At 75.2% G+C, this 18,557-nt stretch carries 13 protein-coding genes; 3 read left to right on the forward strand and 10 right to left on the reverse strand.

Annotation, left to right across the window (positions count from 1 at the left end; all coding sequences use genetic code 11):
- Nucleotides 1-15 precede the first annotated feature (15 nt).
- The gene (locus ACWGKI_RS02010) at nucleotides 16-303 is read right to left on the reverse strand and encodes a hypothetical protein (RefSeq protein ID WP_380242363.1); all 288 of its coding nucleotides are present in this window, start codon (nucleotides 301-303) and stop codon (nucleotides 16-18) included.
- 138 nt (nucleotides 304-441) lie between these two features.
- Between ACWGKI_RS02010 and ACWGKI_RS02015 the strand changes: the two genes are divergently transcribed.
- Nucleotides 442-2,535, forward strand: coding sequence for a hypothetical protein (locus tag ACWGKI_RS02015; protein ID WP_452184265.1), 2,094 nt, complete (start codon nucleotides 442-444; stop codon nucleotides 2,533-2,535).
- On the opposite strand, the gene ACWGKI_RS02020 is transcribed toward ACWGKI_RS02015, so the two are convergent.
- Together ACWGKI_RS02020 and ACWGKI_RS02025 are read right to left on the reverse strand one after the other, a co-directional pair.
- On the reverse strand, nucleotides 2,419-2,985 hold the full coding sequence (locus tag ACWGKI_RS02020; protein WP_452184267.1) for a GNAT family N-acetyltransferase: 567 nt from the start codon (nucleotides 2,983-2,985) through the stop codon (nucleotides 2,419-2,421). The genes ACWGKI_RS02015 and ACWGKI_RS02020 overlap by 117 nt on opposite strands.
- A gap of 10 nt (nucleotides 2,986-2,995) precedes the next feature.
- A complete protein-coding gene (locus ACWGKI_RS02025) occupies nucleotides 2,996-3,559 on the reverse strand; it encodes a helix-turn-helix domain-containing protein (RefSeq protein ID WP_452184269.1) in 564 nt (187 codons plus the stop codon).
- 83 nt (nucleotides 3,560-3,642) lie between these two features.
- Here ACWGKI_RS02025 and ACWGKI_RS02030 point away from each other — a divergent pair, with 83 nt between their 5' ends.
- Nucleotides 3,643-4,545, forward strand: a complete 903-nt coding sequence (locus ACWGKI_RS02030; RefSeq protein ID WP_452184271.1) for an SDR family oxidoreductase — start codon at nucleotides 3,643-3,645, stop codon at nucleotides 4,543-4,545.
- Between the two features lie 29 nt (nucleotides 4,546-4,574).
- On the opposite strand, the gene ACWGKI_RS02035 is transcribed toward ACWGKI_RS02030, so the two are convergent.
- The gene (locus ACWGKI_RS02035; protein ID WP_452184273.1) at nucleotides 4,575-5,156 is read right to left on the reverse strand and encodes a 1-acyl-sn-glycerol-3-phosphate acyltransferase; all 582 of its coding nucleotides are present in this window, start codon (nucleotides 5,154-5,156) and stop codon (nucleotides 4,575-4,577) included.
- Between the two features lie 362 nt (nucleotides 5,157-5,518).
- The gene (locus ACWGKI_RS02040) at nucleotides 5,519-6,685 is read right to left on the reverse strand and encodes an SLC13 family permease (RefSeq protein ID WP_452184275.1); all 1,167 of its coding nucleotides are present in this window, start codon (nucleotides 6,683-6,685) and stop codon (nucleotides 5,519-5,521) included.
- Nucleotides 6,686-6,832: 147 nt separating this feature from the next.
- Here ACWGKI_RS02040 and ACWGKI_RS02045 point away from each other — a divergent pair, with 147 nt between their 5' ends.
- On the forward strand, nucleotides 6,833-7,417 hold the full coding sequence (locus tag ACWGKI_RS02045) for a hypothetical protein (RefSeq protein WP_452184277.1): 585 nt from the start codon (nucleotides 6,833-6,835) through the stop codon (nucleotides 7,415-7,417).
- Nucleotides 7,418-7,491: 74 nt separating this feature from the next.
- Here the strand turns inward: ACWGKI_RS02045 and ACWGKI_RS02050 are convergent, their stop codons facing one another.
- From ACWGKI_RS02050 to ACWGKI_RS02070, 5 genes are all read right to left on the reverse strand, one after another.
- Nucleotides 7,492-10,863, reverse strand: coding sequence for an ATP-binding protein (locus tag ACWGKI_RS02050; RefSeq protein ID WP_452184279.1), 3,372 nt, complete (start codon nucleotides 10,861-10,863; stop codon nucleotides 7,492-7,494).
- A gap of 95 nt (nucleotides 10,864-10,958) precedes the next feature.
- Nucleotides 10,959-13,880 (reverse strand): FG-GAP repeat domain-containing protein, encoded by a 2,922-nt coding sequence (locus ACWGKI_RS02055; RefSeq protein ID WP_452184281.1) that lies wholly within the window; start codon nucleotides 13,878-13,880, stop codon nucleotides 10,959-10,961.
- 2 nt (nucleotides 13,881-13,882) lie between these two features.
- The gene (locus tag ACWGKI_RS02060) at nucleotides 13,883-16,426 is read right to left on the reverse strand and encodes a S8 family serine peptidase (RefSeq protein ID WP_452184282.1); all 2,544 of its coding nucleotides are present in this window, start codon (nucleotides 16,424-16,426) and stop codon (nucleotides 13,883-13,885) included.
- A 110-nt stretch (nucleotides 16,427-16,536) separates the two neighbouring features.
- Entirely contained in the window at nucleotides 16,537-17,871 is a 1,335-nt protein-coding gene (locus ACWGKI_RS02065; RefSeq protein WP_452184284.1) for a hypothetical protein, read from the reverse strand.
- Complete coding sequence (locus ACWGKI_RS02070) at nucleotides 17,868-18,467, reverse strand: RNA polymerase sigma factor (RefSeq protein WP_452184286.1); 600 nt, start codon at nucleotides 18,465-18,467, stop codon at nucleotides 17,868-17,870. The genes ACWGKI_RS02065 and ACWGKI_RS02070 overlap by 4 nt, the downstream gene beginning before the upstream one ends.
- Between the last annotated feature and the right edge of the window lie 90 nt (nucleotides 18,468-18,557).

Genomic DNA, 18,557 nt, shown 5'->3' on the forward strand with positions numbered 1-18,557 from the left:
TGCTGGTGGCTGCCGTCAGGCGCTGAGGGACCGCTGCGACCAGCTCATGCCGAGGGCGCGCAGCACGTCCTGCGGGTCACGCCGGGTGGCGTCGGTGTAGGCGCGCAAGGACATGACCGAGGCGGTGAGCATGGTGGTCAGCACCTCGCGGGCGAGCCGCGAGTCGTGGCTCGCCTCGTCGAGGAGCTCCTGGACCACCCGGGAGCGGATCCCCAGGTCGGGCTCCGAGCAGGCGGTCAGCAGCGCGATCGTCATCGCCCCGGCGTCGGCGCCGGGGCGGATGCTCTTCTCGTCAGTGCTCATGGCGTCCCCCTCCGCGGCCCGACAACCCCCGGTCTACCGCACGAGGACGGCAGGCGCACGCGGAACGGCGGTGCGTCGAGGTGCCCGGGGTGCCGGCAGCTTGCGGCGCTGACGCGCGGCACGGGAGGATGCGGCGCGATGAGCCCCTCGCCCGCGTCACGTCGTCGTCCCGCGCTGCCCGCCCTGCTGGGTGCCGGCCTCGTCGGCGCGCTCCTGCTCTCCGGCCCTGCCGCCGTCGCCGACGAGGGGCTCACGGAGGAGTCGCACAACCGTTACGAGCTGCGGGCGAAGGACAGCGAGGTCCGTGCCACGGTGACCACCACCATCGGCAACGTGACCCCGGACCGCGGGCTGACGTACTACTACTACACGTCGTACGCGATCCCGGTCCCCGCCGGGGCGGAGCACGTGCGCGCGGTCAGCGGGGGCGTGTCCCTGCCGGTGTCGCTGGAGTCGACGGAGGACCCGAGCACCCGGTACGCCGTGGCCACGTTCTCCCCGCTGCGGTACGGCAGCACTCGCACGATCGACTGGGCCTTCGACATCCCCGGCGAGCCGGTGCGCTCGAAGGACTACACCCGGGTGGGGGACGGCTTCGCCACGTTCGCGGCGTCGGGCCTGGGCGACGCGGGCCGTACGACGGTCGAGGTGGTGCTCCCCGCCTCGATGACCTTCGACGCCACGTCGGACGACTTCACCACGAAGCGCACGGGCCGCACCGTCACGTACACGGCCACCGAGAACTCCGACAAGGACGGCATCTGGGCGGTCGTGTCGGCCCGGGACCCCAAGAAGTCGGACCAGAAGCGGGTCCGTGCCGCCGGCACGACGCTCACCCTGCAGAGCTTCCCGGGTGACGGGAAGTGGACGAGGTTCGTCTCCCGGAAGCTGGAGAAGGGGCTGCCGGCGCTGGAGGACGTCGTGGGTCGGCCCTGGCCGGGCGGCCTCGAGACGATCCGCGAGGACGTGTCGCCCAAGGTCCTGGGGTACGCGTGGTTCGACCCGGGCAAGGACGAGATCGTCATCCCGGAGGACCTGGACGACGCCACGCTGTACCACGAGCTCGGGCACGCCTGGCTGAACCCGGACCGGCTCTCGGCGCGGTGGCTGTCCGAGGGGATGACGGAGGTCGTGGCGCACCGCGTGGTGGCCCGCACCGGCGGCACCAGCGACCCGTGGAAGGCGCCCGACCGGGACGCCGCGGTGGCCCTGCCGCTGTCGGCGTGGGAGGCGAACCCGGGCGAGCTCGACGCGGACGTCGAGGCGTACGGGTACGCCGCGTCGTACACGGTGGTGCAGAAGCTGCTGGGCGGGCTGGACGACGACGCGTTCACCGCGGTCGTGTCGGCCGCCCAGGCGGGGGAGAGCGCCTACGAGCGGCCCGGCTCGACGGACGAGAACTACGCCCGCACGGACTGGCGGCGCTTCCTCGACCTCGTCCAGACGCGCGGCGGCGTCGACGGTGCGCCGCAGGTGCTGCGCACCTGGGTGCTCGACGGCGACCAGCGGAAGCAGCTGCGGGGGCGGGGCGAGGCGCGCGACGCGTACGCGGCGGTCGACGAGGCGGACGGCGCGTGGCAGCCGCCCCTGGGGCTGCGCACGGCGATGACGCGCTGGGAGTTCGGGGACGCGAAGGACGTGCGGTCCGCGCTCGGCGACGCCGCGGCGGAGGCCGGGGCCGTGCAGGACGCGGCCCGGCGGGCGGGCGTGGCGGTGCCCGCCACCGTCCGTGCGGCGTACGAGGACGCGTCGCACGACGAGCAGTACGCCGCGCTCGGGTCCTTGCTGCCGCAGGCCGCCGCCGTCACGACGCAGGTGGGCCGGGCCGTGCGGGCCGCGGACGCCGACCGGGACCCGGTGTCGGGGCTCGGGGCGCTCGCCCTCGGCGTCGACCGGTCTGCGGAGCGCGCCCGGGACGACCTGGCCGCCGGCGACCTGGACGAGGCCGCCGCGCACGCCGACGCGGCCTCGGACCGGTCGGGTCTCGCGACGGTGGCCGGGGCGGGGATCGTGCTGCTCGTGCTCGCCGTGGCGGCCGGCGCGGTGGGGCTCGTGCTGCGCGGCCGTCGTCGGGCCCGGGAGCGGGGCGACGGCGCGGGGACCGCCGCCGACCCGTCAGTCGTGCAGGATCCGCTGGAACAGGGCGTGGTCCTGCCAGCGCCCCGCGATGTTGAGGTACCGGGGCGCGGTGCCGATCCGCTCGAAGCCGGTCCGCGCGAGCACCCGCTGTGACGGCTCGTTGTGCAGCAGCGTCGCGGCCTGGACGCGGTGCAGCGCCAGGTCGTCGCGCGCGTGCGCGCACGCGGCCTCGACCGCCGCGGTCATGATGCCGCGGCCGGCGAGGGCCGCGTCGACCCAGTAGCCCAGGTGCGCGCTGCGGAACGCGCCGAGCACGATGTCGCTGAGGTTCACGCGGCCGACGACGTCGCCGCCGCGGTCCAGGACGAGAGGCACGGACCGCCCGGAGCCGTGTGACAGGAGCTCCACGGGGATGCGCAGGGCGTGGTACTGCGCCTCGTAGAACTCGGCGGGCCGCTCCGGCTCCCAGGGCGCGAGGTGCTCACGGTTGCGCGCGTACGCCGCGGCGAGCGCGGGGCCGTCGTCGCGGTCCAGCAGGCGCAGCGCGACGCCGTCGGGAAGGTCGGCGGGCAGGTGGGCGGGGATCGACTCGGGCTCGGGCACGACGGCGAGCCTAGACCGCTGCCTGAGCCCGGAGCGCGGCGAGGGCGTCGCGCACCTCGTGCGCGAGCGGGCGCTCCTGGTGGGAAGCGATCCAGGCCTCGAACCCCACCCGGAACGCCGAGACCCCGGCCTCGGCGACCATCGACGCTGCCGGTTCGGTGACGCCGCGCTCCCGCAGCGCGGCCGCTGCAGCGTCCCGCAGCGCGGCGAGCTTGAGGAGCTCGCGCTCCTGGAGGCGCGGCGTGGCGGCGACGACGGCGGCGCGGCGCGCCGCGAACTCGCGCCGCTCCTCGAGGGCGGACGCGGCGAGGGCGAAGGCCTCGCCCACCGCGTCGAGCGGGGCGGCGTCGGCGGGAGCGTCGACGACGGCCGCGACGACGGTGCCCTCGAGCTCGTGCGAGCCGTCGAACAGCACCTCGCGCTTGTCGGCGAAGTGCCGGAAGTACGTGCGCTCGGTGACGCCGGCGCGCTCCGCGATCTGGGCGGTCGTCGTCTGCTCGAACCCCTGCTCGGTGTACAGGTCGAGCGCAGCGCGTGTCATCCGCCCGCGCGCGTCGGGTTCCCATCGGGCCATGCCGGACAGTCTAGTGATGACAGCACCTGACATCAGGTGTAGCGTAGTGATGTCAGTAACTGACATCACTTCGAGGAGAAATCATGCGCGTCTTCGTCACCGGAGCCTCCGGCTGGATCGGCTCCGCCACCGTGCCGCACCTGCTCGCCGCCGGGCACGAGGTCGTCGGACTGGCTCGGTCCGACGCCTCCGCCGACCGGCTCGCCGTCCTGGGGGCCGCTGCTCACCGAGGCAGCCTCGACGACCTGGAGAGCCTGCGTGCCGGCGCCCGGCAGGCCGACGCCGTGATCCACCTGGCGTTCAAGCACGACTTCTCCGACTATGCCGGGGCGGGCCGCACCGAGCGGGCGGTGGTGCAGGCGTTCGTCGACGAGCTGGCGGGCACCGGGCGGTCGCTGCTGCTGGCGTCGGGGCTGGCGGGGGCGCCCGGGCGGGTGCTCACGGAGCGGGACGCGTCGGCGTTCAGCGGTCCGGACGCGCCGCGGGGCGGGTCGGAGGGGCTGGCGCTCGACGCCGCCGAGCGGGGTGTCGCCCCGGTGGCGCTGCGGTTCGCGGCGACCGTCCACGGCGTGGGCGACCACGGTTTCGTCGCCCAGCTGGTCCGGATCGCGCGGGAGCGTGGCGTGTCCGGCTACGTCGGGGACGGGACGAGCCGGTGGCCGGCCGTCCATGTCGGTGACGCGGGGCGCCTCGTCGCCCTCGCGCTCGACAAGGCGCCGGGCGGCACCGTGGTGCACGCCGTGGGCGAGGAGGGTGTCCGGCACCGGGAGATGGCGGAGGCGATCGGCCGCGTCGTCGGCGTGCCCGTCGCGTCCGTCGACCCTGCCGACGCGGCCGAGCACTTCGGCTGGCTCGGGGGCTTCTGGGGGATGGACGCGGTCGCGTCCAGCGAGCTGACGCGCGAGCTGCTGGGCTGGGAGCCGGCCGGTCCGACGCTGCTCGAGGATCTTGCCGCGGGCGCCTACGACCACGTGGCGCGCGGCTGACGAAGCCGGACGGCTTCCGTCCCGGCGGGTCAGCCGGGGCGGTCCTCGTCGGCCAGGCGGGGCTCGGTGCGCAGGGCGGGGCGCACGCCCGCCTTGTCGGCGTAGAAGGCGCGGACGACGTCCATGTCGGCGCGCACGTCGCCGGTGAGGTGGATCGTCGGCCCGAGGCCGGTGGTCATCGTGGTGCGGTCCACGTACCCGAGGGTCACGGGGAGGTCGGCGGCGCGGGCGATGCGGTAGAAGCCGGACTTCCAGCCGTCGCCGGAGCGGGTGCCCTCGGGCGTCACCACGAGGTGGAAGACCTCTCCGGCCTGGACGCGCGAGAGCACGTCCTCGACCACGCGGCTGGGGTCGCGACGATCGACCGGGATGCCACCGAGCGCGCGCATCAGCGGCCCGCGCCAGCCGGCGAACAGGGTGTGCTTGCCCAGCCAGCGCACGTCCAGCCCGAGCCGCCACGCGATGGCGAGCATGAGCACGAAGTCCCAGTTGGACGTGTGCGGCGCGCCGACCAGCACGCCCGCCTGTGCCGGGACGGGCTCGCTGCGGAGGGTCCAGCGACTGAGCCGCCAGTAGATGCCGGCGAGCGCCCGCCGCAGGGTTCTGAGCATCGGGCGAATCTACCCGCCAGGGCCCCACCGTTCCGTGCGCCTTCACCATCGTCTGCCTCGCGCGCCGGCGTGGCACGTGGTGTGTCGTCGCCTCCAAGGCCCGCTCGTTTTCTGTGCTTTCGGCCGACCGGGCACGACGCGCGGGCTCCTGGCCCCAGTCCGCCTCCACCGTCATTCCATGCTCAGCCGCACGCCGTCCCGTGCAGGCGGCGCACCTCCGGCTGGGCGGGAATCTGCTCGTCAGCCGCATCGGCTCCTGGTCAACGCCCAGGTCTCGGGCCTTGCCGAGAGGGCACGAAACGAGGGGGCCTCGGAGGCGACGACACGCCGCGCGCCACGCCTGCCGTGCGTGCGCCGTCCTGTCAGCCGGCCACCACGAGCGCGAGCACCCCGGCCGCGACGGCGAGGGGCGCGACCACCACGCCCTGGCCGACGACGCGGTGCATCAGTCCGGCGGGCACGGAGAACGTGTGGCGGCGGTACTGCTGGAGCCACAGCAGGGTGGCCAGCGACGCCCAAGGGGTGATCAGCGGCCCCGCGTTCACGCCCACCAGGAGGGCTGCGAGCCGGGCGTCGTCGCCGGTGACGGTCGGGGCGAGCGCGAGGTAGGCGGGCAGGTTGTTCACGGCGTTCGCGGACGTCGCGCCGACGGCAGCGACCTGGGCGAGCCCGGCGGCGTCGTCCCCCGAGCCGACGAGCGGAGCCAGCAGCTCCGTGAGCCCGTGCGCGTGCCACGTACCGACCACGGCGAAGAGGCCCGCCGTGACCACGACCGTGCGCCACGGCACCATCTCCCGCACCGGGACGAGCAACGGCGCCCGTCGCCAGGCCGTCGCCGCCCCGAGGACGGCGGTCGCGCCGAGCGCCACGGGCAGCACCGGCAACCCCGCCGCGAACCCGGCGCCCATGACCAGCACCACCGCGGCCGCGACGCGCAGCAGCACCACGTCGGCGACCTCCCGCCTCGACGGCAGCGCATACCGGCCGCGCAGCGCACGGGCGTGCAGCGCCGCGAGCGTGACCAGGACCACGACGAGCACCGCCGCCGCGGGCGCCGCCATCACCCCGAGGTAGCCGGCGTCGAACGACGAGGCCGCCATGAGGTTCGTCAGGTTCGAGACGGGCAGCAGCAGCGACGCCGTGTTCGCGAGGGCCAGCACCGTCAGCGCGAGAGGGAGCGGGTCCCGGTCGAGGCGCCGCGCCACCGCGACGACCGCCGGGGTCAGCAGGACCGCCGTCGTGTCCAGGGACAGCACCACGGTGCACGCCGCCGCCACGACGGCCACGAGCAGCCACAGCACCCACGCCCGCCCGCGGGCGAGCCGGGCGGCGCCGTCCGCCACCGCGTCGAACAGCCCGGCGCCGGCGCAGAGCTCCGACACGACCGTGAGCAGGACGACGAAGCCGAGCACCGGGCCGGTGAGCGCGGCGAGGGAGCGGGCGTCGTCCGCCGGGAGCGCGCCCGTCAGCGGCAGGACCACGACGAGCAGCAGGGCCGGCACCCACAACGGCGGCAGGAACCTTCTCACCCGGCGGCCAGGGCCCGTCACCGTCGGCTCGCGGAGCGTGTCACGGGGTGAGCGTAGACGGCCGCTCCCCGCGTCGCCGTCCTGGATCGACGTGGTGGATCGGGTGCCTCGACGTAGCGATCGGTGCCCTGCCGGCAATCAAGGGGTATGAGCACACGACGACGACGCCCCGGGGACGCCTCCGCCGCGCTGCTCTTCGCCCTGGTGGCCGTGGGCTGCGCGACCGTCTGGGTCGTCTCGGCAGGCGTGCTCCTCCTGACGACGCCGACCGCGCCCCGGACCGCCGGCTGGCTGTGCACCGTGGCCGGGACGGTGGTGCTCGTCGCCGTCGCCCTGCTGGTCGCGTCGCTGCTGCGCGGGCCGACGAGGATCGTGCCCCTCGACCCCTCCGGCACGCGCTGGTCCCTGCGGGCCGCCCCGCTCCCGCTACGGATGGCGAGCTCTGCCCCGCTCGCCGCCGGCTCGCGCGGAGAGGCGCTCGCGGCTCAGGTCGTGCGCGCCGCGACGCGGCCCGACCCCCGGCGCGCCGACCCCGCCCGCGCCGTGCTGCTGCTGCAGCTGATCCTCGAGCTGGCAGGCCGGACGCCCGGCCGCCCGGGCTCGACGACGGACGAGGCCGAGTGGGCGCGGGTGCGTGCGGCCGTGGTCGACCTGACGCTGCGCGCGTCCGACCACCCTCCGCACCCCGTCACCCTGCTGCCGTGGGAGGAGCACCTCGCCGCGCCGCGCTGACTCAGCCGGCACCTTCCTCCGCGGCCCTCGCGGTCGTCCCCGGAGTACGTGCCGGGGTCGGGCATCGCGCCAGGCTACCGAGCGGCGCGCAAGGCCTCCCGGGCCTGCGCGGCCGCCGTCGCGCCCGCCGGGTAGGGCAGGTCCTGCGCCAGGGCTGCGGCCTGGGCGAGGACCGACCACGCGCGGTCCGCGTGACCGGTGCGGTGCAGGGCGACGGCGTGCGCGATCTGCGCGTCCACCTCCGTGAGACGCTCGCCCGCCTGCTGCGCCCGGCGCGCCTCGGCCGCGGCGAGCTCGACGGCGCCCGCCGCGTCGCCGGTACCCAGCGCGCACCACGCCGCGAGCACGGGGGAGGCGGCCGCCTCCGCCCCGAGGGCGTCCCGGGCGTCCTCGGGGCGCCCCGCCCGCAGCGCCACCTCCGCCCGGGCGGTGCTCACCTCGCGGCGGGCCTTCTCGTCGTCGATGCGGGCGGCGGACTCGTCGGCACGGTCGAGCAGGAGGACCGCGGCGTCGTCGGCTCCGGTGACCGACCGCACCCGCGCCAGGGCCGCGAGCGCATAGGGCAGTCCCCACGCGCCGTCCAGCTCCGCCCCGGCCACGGCCTCCTCGGCCAGGGCGGTCGCGGTGTCGACGTCCTCCCGGTGCAGGTACAGCTCGGCAAGGTTGGCACGCTCGAACGCCGCGGAGACGGGGTCGCCGGACTGCGCCACGAGGTCGAGGGCCCGCCGGCTGAGCTCCACGGCGTCCTGCAGCCTGCCGCTGCGCCGGGCGTTCTCGCGCAGCGTCGACAGGACCGTGCCGAGCAGCGTCGGGTCGCCGAACGCCTCCGCGGGCGCGAGCGCCCGGTCGCCCGCCTCCCTGGCCTCGGCGAGCCGCCCCGCCTGCCCCAGGTTCGACGCCTGCTGCGCGCACGCGCGCGCGAGCAGCCCCTGCCCCGCGGGGCCGGGGACGCGTCGCGCGGCCTCCAGGGCGCGGCACGCCGCCTCGTACGCCGCCTCGTGCCGGCCCTGCGCGCCGTGCAGCGAACCCCAGGCCAGGTGGTGCGCGGCCACCGTGGCGGGCGAGGCGTCCGGACCGGCCGGGTGCCGGTGCAGCACGGCCGCCCCCTCCTCGTGCTCACCCGTGCGCAGGAGCATCTCCGCCAGCCGCGCGCCGGCGAGCGCGGTGTCGTCGTGGTCGTCCCGCCGCGCGAACTCCGCGAGGGCGCTCCGCAGCACGGCGGCCGCCTCGTCGAACCGCCCCATCCGGCGCAGCACCTGGCCGTGGTCCAGGCGGGCGCGGGCGGCGTCGACGTCGAGGCGCGCGACGAGGTCGCGGTAGTAGCGGTCGGCGGTGTCGTTGGCGTACAGGGCTGCGGCGCGCTCCGCGGCCCGGCGCAGGTACTCGGCCGCCCGCGGGTCGTCGGTGCGGGCGAAGTGCGAGGCGAGCACGTCCACGGCCTCGGGCCGGCGGCGCAGCACGGTCTGCGCGAACGCCGCGTGCAGACGGCGGCGTCGGACGGCGCTGAGCCGGTCGTAGCAGGTGAGGCGCACCAGGGGGTGGCGGAACGCGAGGCCCGGCTCGGCGTGCCCGTCGACGACGACGGCCCGCTCCTCGACGAGGGACGCCGCCAGCGCCCGCTCGACCGCGTCGGCGGCCGCGGCGCCCGTGAGCGGCGGGTTCAGGCCGGACGCGGCGACGTCGAGCAGCTCGGTGAGCGCGGCGTCGCCACCCGCCGCCGAGAGCGCCTCGACCACGCGCCGGGCGTCGGCGTCGAGCCGTCCGAGCCGCTCGTCGACCAGCTGCCGCACGCCGAGCGGCGCCACCGCCGCGTCGCCGTCAGCGCTGTCGGCGGCGTCCGCGGCCGCGGCGGGGTCGGCGAGGCCGCGGGCGAGCTCGGCGGCGAACAGCGGGTTGCCGAGGGACAGGTCCCACACGCGCCCCAGCCGTTCCGCCGTCGCCCCGGCGGCGTCGGCCGCGACCGCGAGGCACGCGTCGCGGCCGAGCCGCCCGACCTCCTCGGTGCCGGCGAGGCCGGCGCGCACCAGGGACGTCAGCCCGACGCGGCGGGGGTCGCCCTCGGGCAGCTCCTCCCACCGCAGCGTGACGAGGAACCGCAGCGGCGCACCGGCGCGCGCAGCCAGCCGCGCGAGATGGCCGAGCAGCTGGAACGACCCGGTGTCGGCGGCGTGCAGGTCGTCCAGCACGACGACGACGGGGCGCGCCGCGGCGAGGTCGCCGAGCAGCGCCGCGGTGCCACGGAACAGCCGGTCGCGCTCCTCCTCGGGGCTGCGGCCTCCGCCGTCCGCGCGGCCGAGCGAGGGCAGGAACGCGGCCAGCTCCGGGTGCTCGGCCCCCACGCGCGCGCGGGACCCGGCGCTCTGCTCGGCCAGCCAGCCGTCGAGCGCCTCCGCGAACGCCCCGTACGGCGTGTGCCCCTCGGCGTCGTGCCCGCCGCCCCACAGCACCGCCGCGCCGTCGTCGGCGGACCGGCGCGCGACCTCCGCGACGAGCCGCGTCTTACCCACCCCCGCCTCGCCCGACAGGAGGCGGACGGGCGGCCCGCCGTCCGCCAGGAGCCGCTCGAGCTCCGTCTCCCGCCCGCGCAGCGGCGCCGCGGCGGGAGCGCGCAGCGGCGCGGGCAGGGCGGCGCCGGTGGGCGCGCCGCCGGGGGAGGCGTCGAGCGCGAGGCGGTGCAGGCGCTCCGTCTCCGGGCCGGGCCGGACCCCGAGCTCGGCGTCCAGCGCCTCGCGGCACGCGTGGTACTGGTACACGGCGCGCCGCCGCAGGCCCTGGCGCAGGAACGCCTCGATGAGCACCCGGTGGGCCAGCTCCTCCGCGGGGTTGTCCGCGAGCACGCGCTCCGCGGCGTCCACCGCGCGCGTGACGTCGCCCGCCGCGAGGTGCGCGCCCGCCAGCGCCAGCTGCACCTGCTCGCGCAGCGCGACGAGCCGCTCGCGGCGAGCCTGCGCCCACGTGGCGTACCGGTCCTCGGGCAGCAGCTCGCCGGTGAACAGGTCCAGCGCCGCGGCGAGATCTGCCCGGTCGCCCGACGCGAGCGCGGCGCGCGCCGTCGTCTCCGCGTGGTCGGCGTCGATCCACACGGTCTGCGGGTCGAGCAGCAGCAGCGTCCCTGCGGACACCAGGTACGACGACGCCGCCCGGGGCGCGAGCTCGGGCTCGAGGGCACGCCGTGCCGCGTGCAGCGCCACCCGCAGGCTGCCGACCTGCGCCTGGCCGTCCGCGTCGGGCCAGCAGACGTCCATCGCCTCCTCGCGGTGCAGGCGGTGGTCGCCTGCGACGGCGAGCAGCTTGACGAGGGTGCGGGCGCTGGGCCGGGGCCACCGCTCCGGCAGCGGCGGCCCGCCGTCGCGGGTGACGCGGAACCCGCCCAGCAGGTGCAGCCGCAGCAGCGGGACGGGTGGCACGACGGCGGCAGGCTCTTCCCTGGCGTGCCGCACGGTCATGCCGCAGATCCTAGGCGCGCACGCCGAAGACCCCTCGACCGGAGGTCGAGGGGTCCTCGGCAGCCGACGCTCAGTCGGCCGTCACCATCGGCTGCTCAGGAGAGCGTGAACGTCGTCAGCTGGTGGATGCCGCCGTCCAGCGACAGGACGCCGCCGCCCAGCTGTGCCGCCATCCGGTTGACGCCGAGGTGGTCGTAGTTCAGCGAGACCACGTCGTCCACGCCGTCGCCGTCCAGGTCGTCGGCGAGGAAGGTGCGTGCGCCCATGGGACCGGTGATCCCGATGCTGGGCTGGAACGGCACCACGTTGTCCAGCTGCGACGGGTCGTACGCGGCGACCCCGCCCTCGAGACCGGTGAGGACCAGCCGACGGCCGGCGGGACCGGTCACGAACTGCGCGGTGCGTGCGGGCGCCGTCACGGATCCGTGTGTGACGGTGCCGTCACCGGGGTAGCCGCTGAAGGAGCCGAAGCTCAGCAGATAGAGGGGGTCGTTCTTGCCGTCGATGAAGAAGTTGCCGTGCGACCACGGGCTGCCGCTGATGTCCTGCTGCAGCAGCTCGCCGGTGCGGCCGTCGCGGATCTCGACGACCACGGTGGCGGTGCTGGCGGCCTCCGCGCCCGTCACGCTCGGGTCAGCCATGATGATCCAGGTGTAGACGACCGCGTTCCCGTCCGCGAAGGCGATCTTCGGCGAGGCGAAGACACCGTGGTCGAGGACCGCGCCGTGGATCTTCCCGTCCATGGCCTGGGCGGGGGCGTCCGGGGTCACGTGCCAGCGCGGCTCGCCGGTGGTGCCGTCGAGCGCGGTACCGCCGACCGACGGGGCGTCGTCCCAGAGCGCGTCCTCGGTCGTGTACTGGGCGTACACCGTGCCGCGGTCCACCTGGACGTCACCGAACACCACGTCCGTGCGCTCGGTGGGCGCGGCGTAGGTCCACAGGACCCGGCCGCGGGCGTCGTAGGCCCGCACGGCGTCCGTCGGGACGACGACCTCGTCCTTGCCGTCGCCGTTCACGTCCGCGACGGTGACGGTGCGCACGTACTGCCCGGCCCCGTCGATCGTCGTCAGGACGTTGCCGGTGGCACCGTCGAGCACCACGGTCGCGGTGTCGGCGGCGACGACCACCTCGGGTCGTCCGTCGCCGTTCACGTCGCCGTGCTCCACGCGGTGGATCTCGCCCGGCACGGTGGCCCGCCACAGCTCCTTCGGCGTGCCCTTGACCAGCGAGGTGCCCTTCCAGGCCCACACGCCGTGCGAGGAGCCGCCGGCGACGACGTCGTCCTTCCCGTCACCGTCGAGGTCGACGGTGGTGCCGGCGTTGAGGTCGCCCTGGAGCGGGGTCAGGTCCGTGGCCCTGCCGTTGCCCAGCTTGTAGGTGCGGATGTTCTGCCCCTGGTCGACGACGCGCACGACCGCGGCCTTGCCCGAGATGTCGACCTGCTGGAACCGCGGGGACGCGTCGGTGCCGTCCGCACGCCACTTCAGGCGGCCGGCGCTGGTGTAGGCGCTGAGCGTGCCGTACCGCAGTCCGGCGACGTTGTCGGCCTCGTTGATGTCCTTGTCGTCCTGCGACGACGCGACGAGCAGGCCGCCAGCCACGTCGAGGCTCCAGACACTGGGCCCGTCCGCGCCGTTGGCGGCGTCCCGCTTGGTGGTGACGGTCCACTTGGCGGTGGATCCGTCGTCGCCGTCCAGCACCCGGATCGTGCTCGCGTTGATGTAGCGGACCGCGTCGAGGGTCGACTCGGCCACGATGTACTCCGCACCGTCACCGGAGGCGGCATCACCGATCGTCATGGCCGTGGGCAGAGCGTTGACGCGGGTGTTGAGGACGGTGCGCTCGCCGTCCGTCAGGCCGTACGACACGACCTGGTACCGCACGGCGTCGCGCGTGTCGGCCTGCTCCAGGGCCACCACGCGGCCCCGGGCAGGGTCGAGGTGGAGCTGGCGGCTGTACAGGTCGCTCTCCTGCTGCCAGACGACGGAACCGTCCGCCACGTCCAGGACCATGGTGTGGCCCTGGCCCGCCGCGGTGTCCGACTTGCGGAGGTTCCACGACGTCGCGACGGTGCCGTCGCCGAGGTCGGTGAGGTCGCCCCAGCCGACCTCGCCGGTCACCGCGGGGTCGAAGGTCCACGTCTCCGACGGCGTGAGCGCGCCGTCCGCGACGGTGAACCGCGTGCCGGTGAGCGTTGCGGTCGAGCCATCGGGGGCCCAGCCGTTGGCGCTCGGCGTGTCCGCGACGAGCAGCGTGTCGCCGACCACCTTGACCGTGGAGGCGAACGCGTACGCCTTCGACCAGACCGTCGCGCCCGTCTTCCCGTCCAGGACGGTGACCTCGGTCCCTGCGTTCAGGTTCGTCCCGGGGAAGCGTGCGCCCACGGGCGGCTCGATGCCGAGGCTGGCGGAGAAGACGAGGTCTGCGGTCCCGTCGCCGGTGAGGTCACCGGTGGCGTAGCCGTCGTCCGAGCCCGTCGAGAACGGCGAGACGGCGTCGTACCCCATGACGACCCGCGCGGGGTACATCTCCCGCTCCCACGGACGCGCGGGCGTGACCTTCCAGTCGGCGCGCAGCGAGGTGTTGCCGCGCTCCCAGACGGTGGAGCCGTCGGCGTCGTGCAGCTCGACGTTGCCGAGGCCGTGCACGCTGAAGTACTGCCGGCCGGACGCGGGGATCGTCACGCCCAGACCGCGGACGCCCTCCCGGGCAGACCGCTGGGTGAACGTCACGGGGGTCGTGCCGCCGGTCGTGCCGCTCGTGCCGCCGGTCGTGCCGCTCGTGCCGTCGGTCGTTCCGGTCGTGCCGGCGTCCTCGACGTCGTCCGCGACGTCGTCCTGCACGCCGCCGTACACGTCGGAACCCATGTCCTGCGCGAGGCGGTCGGCCTGGGCGTCGGTCAGCGTCATCGCGCCGTCGTCGGCCGCCAGGGCCTGGGGGGCCGCGGACAGGACGAGCCCCGCCGCGACCAGGGTGGAGGCGAGCCTGGCGGCCTGCCTGGAGTGAGTGGTCCTCATGGTCAGTCTCCCTGGGAGAAGCGGATCGCCGAGCCGTCCGTGAGGACACGCTCGTCGAACGAGTACTGGAGGGCGTCCGAGCCGGCCTGGTTCTCGATGCCGACGGTCGCGGAGGCGCCGCCGTCCGGCACCGACTTGTACTGGAACGTGACGTCCCCGGAGGCCTCGTCGAAGAGCACCTCGAAGGTCACGCGGGCGCCGCCGGATGCGACCACCGCGTTGTTCCACACCACGGCGAAGGTGCGGGCGCCGGCCTTGCCCTTGGTGGCGGTCTGCACGCTCGACCGCTTGTCCAGGGTCAGGTCGTCCCAGAACGGGGCGACGATGCCGTTGGGGGCGAAGGCCTCCGGAAGTGCCGTGTTGGCGTAGTCGCCGAGCCGCGGCTGGAGGAAGTTCACGAGCCCGTTGGTGGTGACCGACGCGGAGCTGTAGTCGACCCCGTACAGGGTGACCCAGAAGGGCAGCGAGATCGGCGCGGCGTCCTCGTCCCCGCTCAGCGCGACGGTGTTCTGGCCCTTGACCCAGGAGTAGTCGGCGGGCGTGCAGCTGTTGCCGGACGCGTCACTCTTCGCCGGGAGCCGGACGACGCGCGTCTCGACGCCGTCGACCGTCAGGTCGGTGCGGGAGTCGCCGTTGCACAGGACCGGGTCGGCAGGCTGGACCGACAGGGTGTAGTCGCCCTCGGCCACGGCCGGGACGGTGAACGTGCCGTCCGCACCCGTGGTGAGTGGCGCGAGCGGGGTGCCCACGAGCTCGACGGTCGCTCCCGCCAGCGGCGTACCGGTCACGTCCAGCACGGTGCCGGTGACCGGGTGGCTCGCCGTGGTCACGAGGGCGGCGTCGCGGGTCACGTCCGTGCCGTCGGCGATCTCGACACCGGTGATGGTCTGCGGGGCGTAGCCGTAACCGCTCAGCGTGAGGTCATAGGTGCCCGGCGCCAGGTGGAGGCGGTAGGAGCCGTCCGCGCCGGTGAGGACGGCGCGCGCGCCGACCGCGGTGTTGGTCGCCGTGACGGTGACGCCGCGCAGGGCCGCACCCGTGGCGGCGTCGGTCACCGTGCCGGTGAGCGTGCCGGCCGTGTGCGGCGCGAGGTCGACCGACGCGAGGATGTCGAGCTTGCCGTCGCCCCACACGTTGTTCGCGTCGGCGGTGCCGCCGCAGTGGGTGTCGTCGACGTCGCGGGCGCCCTGGTTCAGCAGCGCGCGCGTGCCGTCGATGTCACCGATGAGGGACGGCGCGGCCGACCACAGCAGAGCGACGGCGCCCGCGACGTGCGGCGTCGCCATCGACGTGCCGTCCTCGGCCACGTACGACGAGCCGGGCCACGTGGAGAGGACGTTCACGCCCGGGGCGGAGATGTTCGGCTTCGCGGACCCGTCGACGGGCGACGGCCCGAAGCCGGAGAAGCCGGCGATCACGCCGTCCGCGTCGTACGCGCCCACGCCGTAGGCCGGTGCCTGGGCTCCCGGCGCCTCCGTGGTGGAGCAGGTGCGGCCGTCGCCGGAGTTGCCGGCGGCGAACGCCTCGAAGATGCCCGCGGCGTTCCAGGCCGTGATGGTGTCCTGGTAGAACGCGGTCTGGCCGCCGCCCCAGGAGTTGTTCACGATGTTCGGCGCGAGGTCCGGGCGCGGGTTGCGCCCCTCGCTGTCGGTGGGCGCCAGGATCCACTGGCCCGCCTTGAGGAGCGACTCGTCCGAGCACGACCGCGTCTCGCAGCCCTTGGCGGCGATCCAGGTGGCGTTCGGGGCCACGCCGATGCCGTTCTTGCCGACCATCGTGCCCATCGTGTGGGTGCCGTGGCCGTTGTTGTCGCAGGGGACGGTGCTGTCCTCGCACTCACCGGTCGGGTTGTACCAGTTGTAGTCGTGCGTGAACGTGCCGTCGCCGTTGTTGCCGCGGTACTGCGCCACCAGGTCGGGGTGGTCGTACTGGACGCCCGAGTCGACGTTGGCGATGACGATGCCCTCGCCGCGGTCCTCGTACTGGGTCCACACGTCGTCGGCGTTGATGTCCGCGACGCCCCACTGCGGGGTCGCGTCGTCGGCGGTCGTCGTGACCTCCCCGGAGGGCGTGGCCTCGGTCGCGTCGAGCTCGTACGTCTTCGCCTTGATGACGGACGCGACGTCAGGCCGCTTCGCCAGGGAGGCGACGAGGTCGGCGTCGCCCGTGACCTCGACCGTGTTCGCGATCCAGAAGTCCTCGTGGCCCACCTTGTGCGCGTCCAGGTAGGCGGTGAGCGAGCGCTGGCTGGACGCGGCGTGCCGCTTCAGCGCGGTGTAGGCCGCCTCGGCGCGTGCCGCGTGGGCGCGCTTGGAGCGTGCGGAGGAAAGGTCGGCCTGGTCCTTCAGGACGACGAAGAAGGTGGCGTCCTTGCCACCCTTCACGGCGCTCGCGAGCGCGCTGTCGACCTTGGAGCTGCCGGGGTCCGCGGTCGGGGCGGCCACGGCAGGGCCGGTGAGCAGGGGGCTGGTGAGCAGGGCGGCCGCGGTGAGCGTGGCCGCCGCCCAGGTGGCGCGTCGGCGCCGGGGCGGTCGGGGCTGGGGCATCAGGTGCGCTCCTCGAGGGCAGGTGCAGGGTGCCTGCACGCTACGAAGAGGCCGTTACTGAGGCATTACCGGCCCACACTGCCGGGCCGTGGGTGGTGGCGGCGACGCGTTCACTCCTCGTGCCGCGAACCGTCGTCGAGGTACCAGACCAGCCGCGCCAGGTCCCATTCCTCGTCGGCCACGGTGGTGCTCCAGGCGACCCAGTACCCGTCGGACAGCTCGGCCTCGATCACCGTGTCGTCCGGAGTCATGAGCTCCACGCTCGCGACGTCCTTCCCGGCGAAACCGGTCAGCATCCGGGCGCCGTCCGCCGCACCGCCGACGTCCACGGTCGCCTCGTCCTTCGCCGGCGCTGCGTCGGCCGGGCCGCTCATCGTGTTCACGGAGTCGTAGGGAGGGTCAGCCTCCTGGATGCACACGACGAGCTCGCGGCGCGCGTTCATCATCGAGGTGAGCCCGAGCTGGTCGTACCGCTTCTCGGCGAGCGGGTGGAGACCGGGAAGGTCGGGACCCGCCGTACAGGCATTCCGCCGCTGCGCGGTCAGCGCCGTCGCCGCCTCGCCGTCCGACGGCCACGCGCTGTCGAGCGGCGCCGACCGTGCGATGCCGTAGTCCCTCCACTCGAGAGAGATCCGAGCGTCTGACGGCACCTCGTCGCCGGGCAGGAGAACCGACCAGCCGTAGCCGTCCCTGCGGGCGTCGACGACGAGCTCGGAAGTGTGCGACCGCTCGTCCGACCACTGCGCGCGCACCTGGACCGACCGGGCGCCGGGGCCCGCGTCTCCCCAGAGCACGTACCACCTGTCGTCGACCATCCCGCCGAGCGTGACCTCACCGTCCGCGGGTTCCGGCACCTCGCCGGTCCACAGCACGGTGCTCGACGTGGCCGCCCCTGCACCGCCCGAGCCCGCGCAGAAGCCGGTGTAGCCCAGGACCGGCGAACGCATCAGCGCCAGGTCCGTGCCGTCGTACGTGTCCTGGGTGAGCATGCTCCACCGCGGGTCCGCGTCGCCTTCCGGCAGTGAGCCCGAATCGGAGAGCATCGCCGCGCAGGGGACCTCCGGTGCCGCAGCGGGGCCAGGCGTGGCGGGCCACGGCGACAGGGCGATGCCGACGGCGACCATGCCGACGACGCCGGCGGCCGCGGCACCGAGCTGCACGCGACGCCGACGGCGCTCGCGGGCGGTCCTGCCCCGGGTGAGCGGGACGACGACCTCGTCGTCGGGCTCCGGGAGCACGAGGTCGTCGCCGAGGCCGACGCGGGCTTCGTCGAGGTCGAGCACGTGCGCACCACCGACACGGCGGCTGCGCGGAGAGGGGGCGCCGTCGACCAGCGCGTCCACCACGGCGTCGAGCGCGGCGCGGGCGGCGTCGAGCCGGTCCGGGTCGGGTGACGTCGTGGGGGCGATGCGGGCGAGGCGCTCGTCCAGGTCTGCGGGGTTCATGCCGACCTCCTCGAGGACGCGGGGGAGCGGGTGGGGTCGCCAGTCCGGGCGGTCGACCGAGCGGTGGGCAGGGCGTCGGCGCTGTCGGTGGCGTCGGAGAGCGAGGCCAGCCGTCGTCGGGCGCGGTGCAGGCGGACGTGGAACGTGGCGGTGCTGCACCCGGCGACGTCGGCGGCGTCGGGAGGCGCCAGCCCGTCCCAGGCGACGAGGAGGATGGCCTCCCGCTCCCGTGCGCTGAGGCGTGCCAGTGCTCCGAGCAGGGCGTCGCGCTCGACGGCGAGCGCCTCCGGGGCGGCTTCGGCCAGCGGCGCGGAGGCGGCGAGCGAGGCGAGCTCGTCGTCGAGGGTGCGGCGTCGTCGCGCGGCCCGGTGCGCGTTGCGCGTGAGGTTGCGCGCGACGACCAGCAGCCACGGCAGCGCGGGGTCGGGGACGTCGGCCAGACGCCGCCATGCCACGAGGAAGGTCTCGGACAGCAGGTCCTGCGCGGTGTCCGGGTCGGTGTGGCGCCACAGGTACGCCTGGACGCGGACGGCGTGCGCGCTCCACAGCGCGGACAGGCGTTCGCGGGCGTCGGCCGCGTCGTCGGGGGTGCTCACACCACGTAGTGTCCGCGGCTCGCCGCGGCTTACACGGGAGCTGTGGACGCGGTGCGTGCCGCGCGCCGACGTGCGGGCGCCCCTGCCGGC

The organism is Isoptericola sp. NPDC055881, assembly GCF_053615895.1.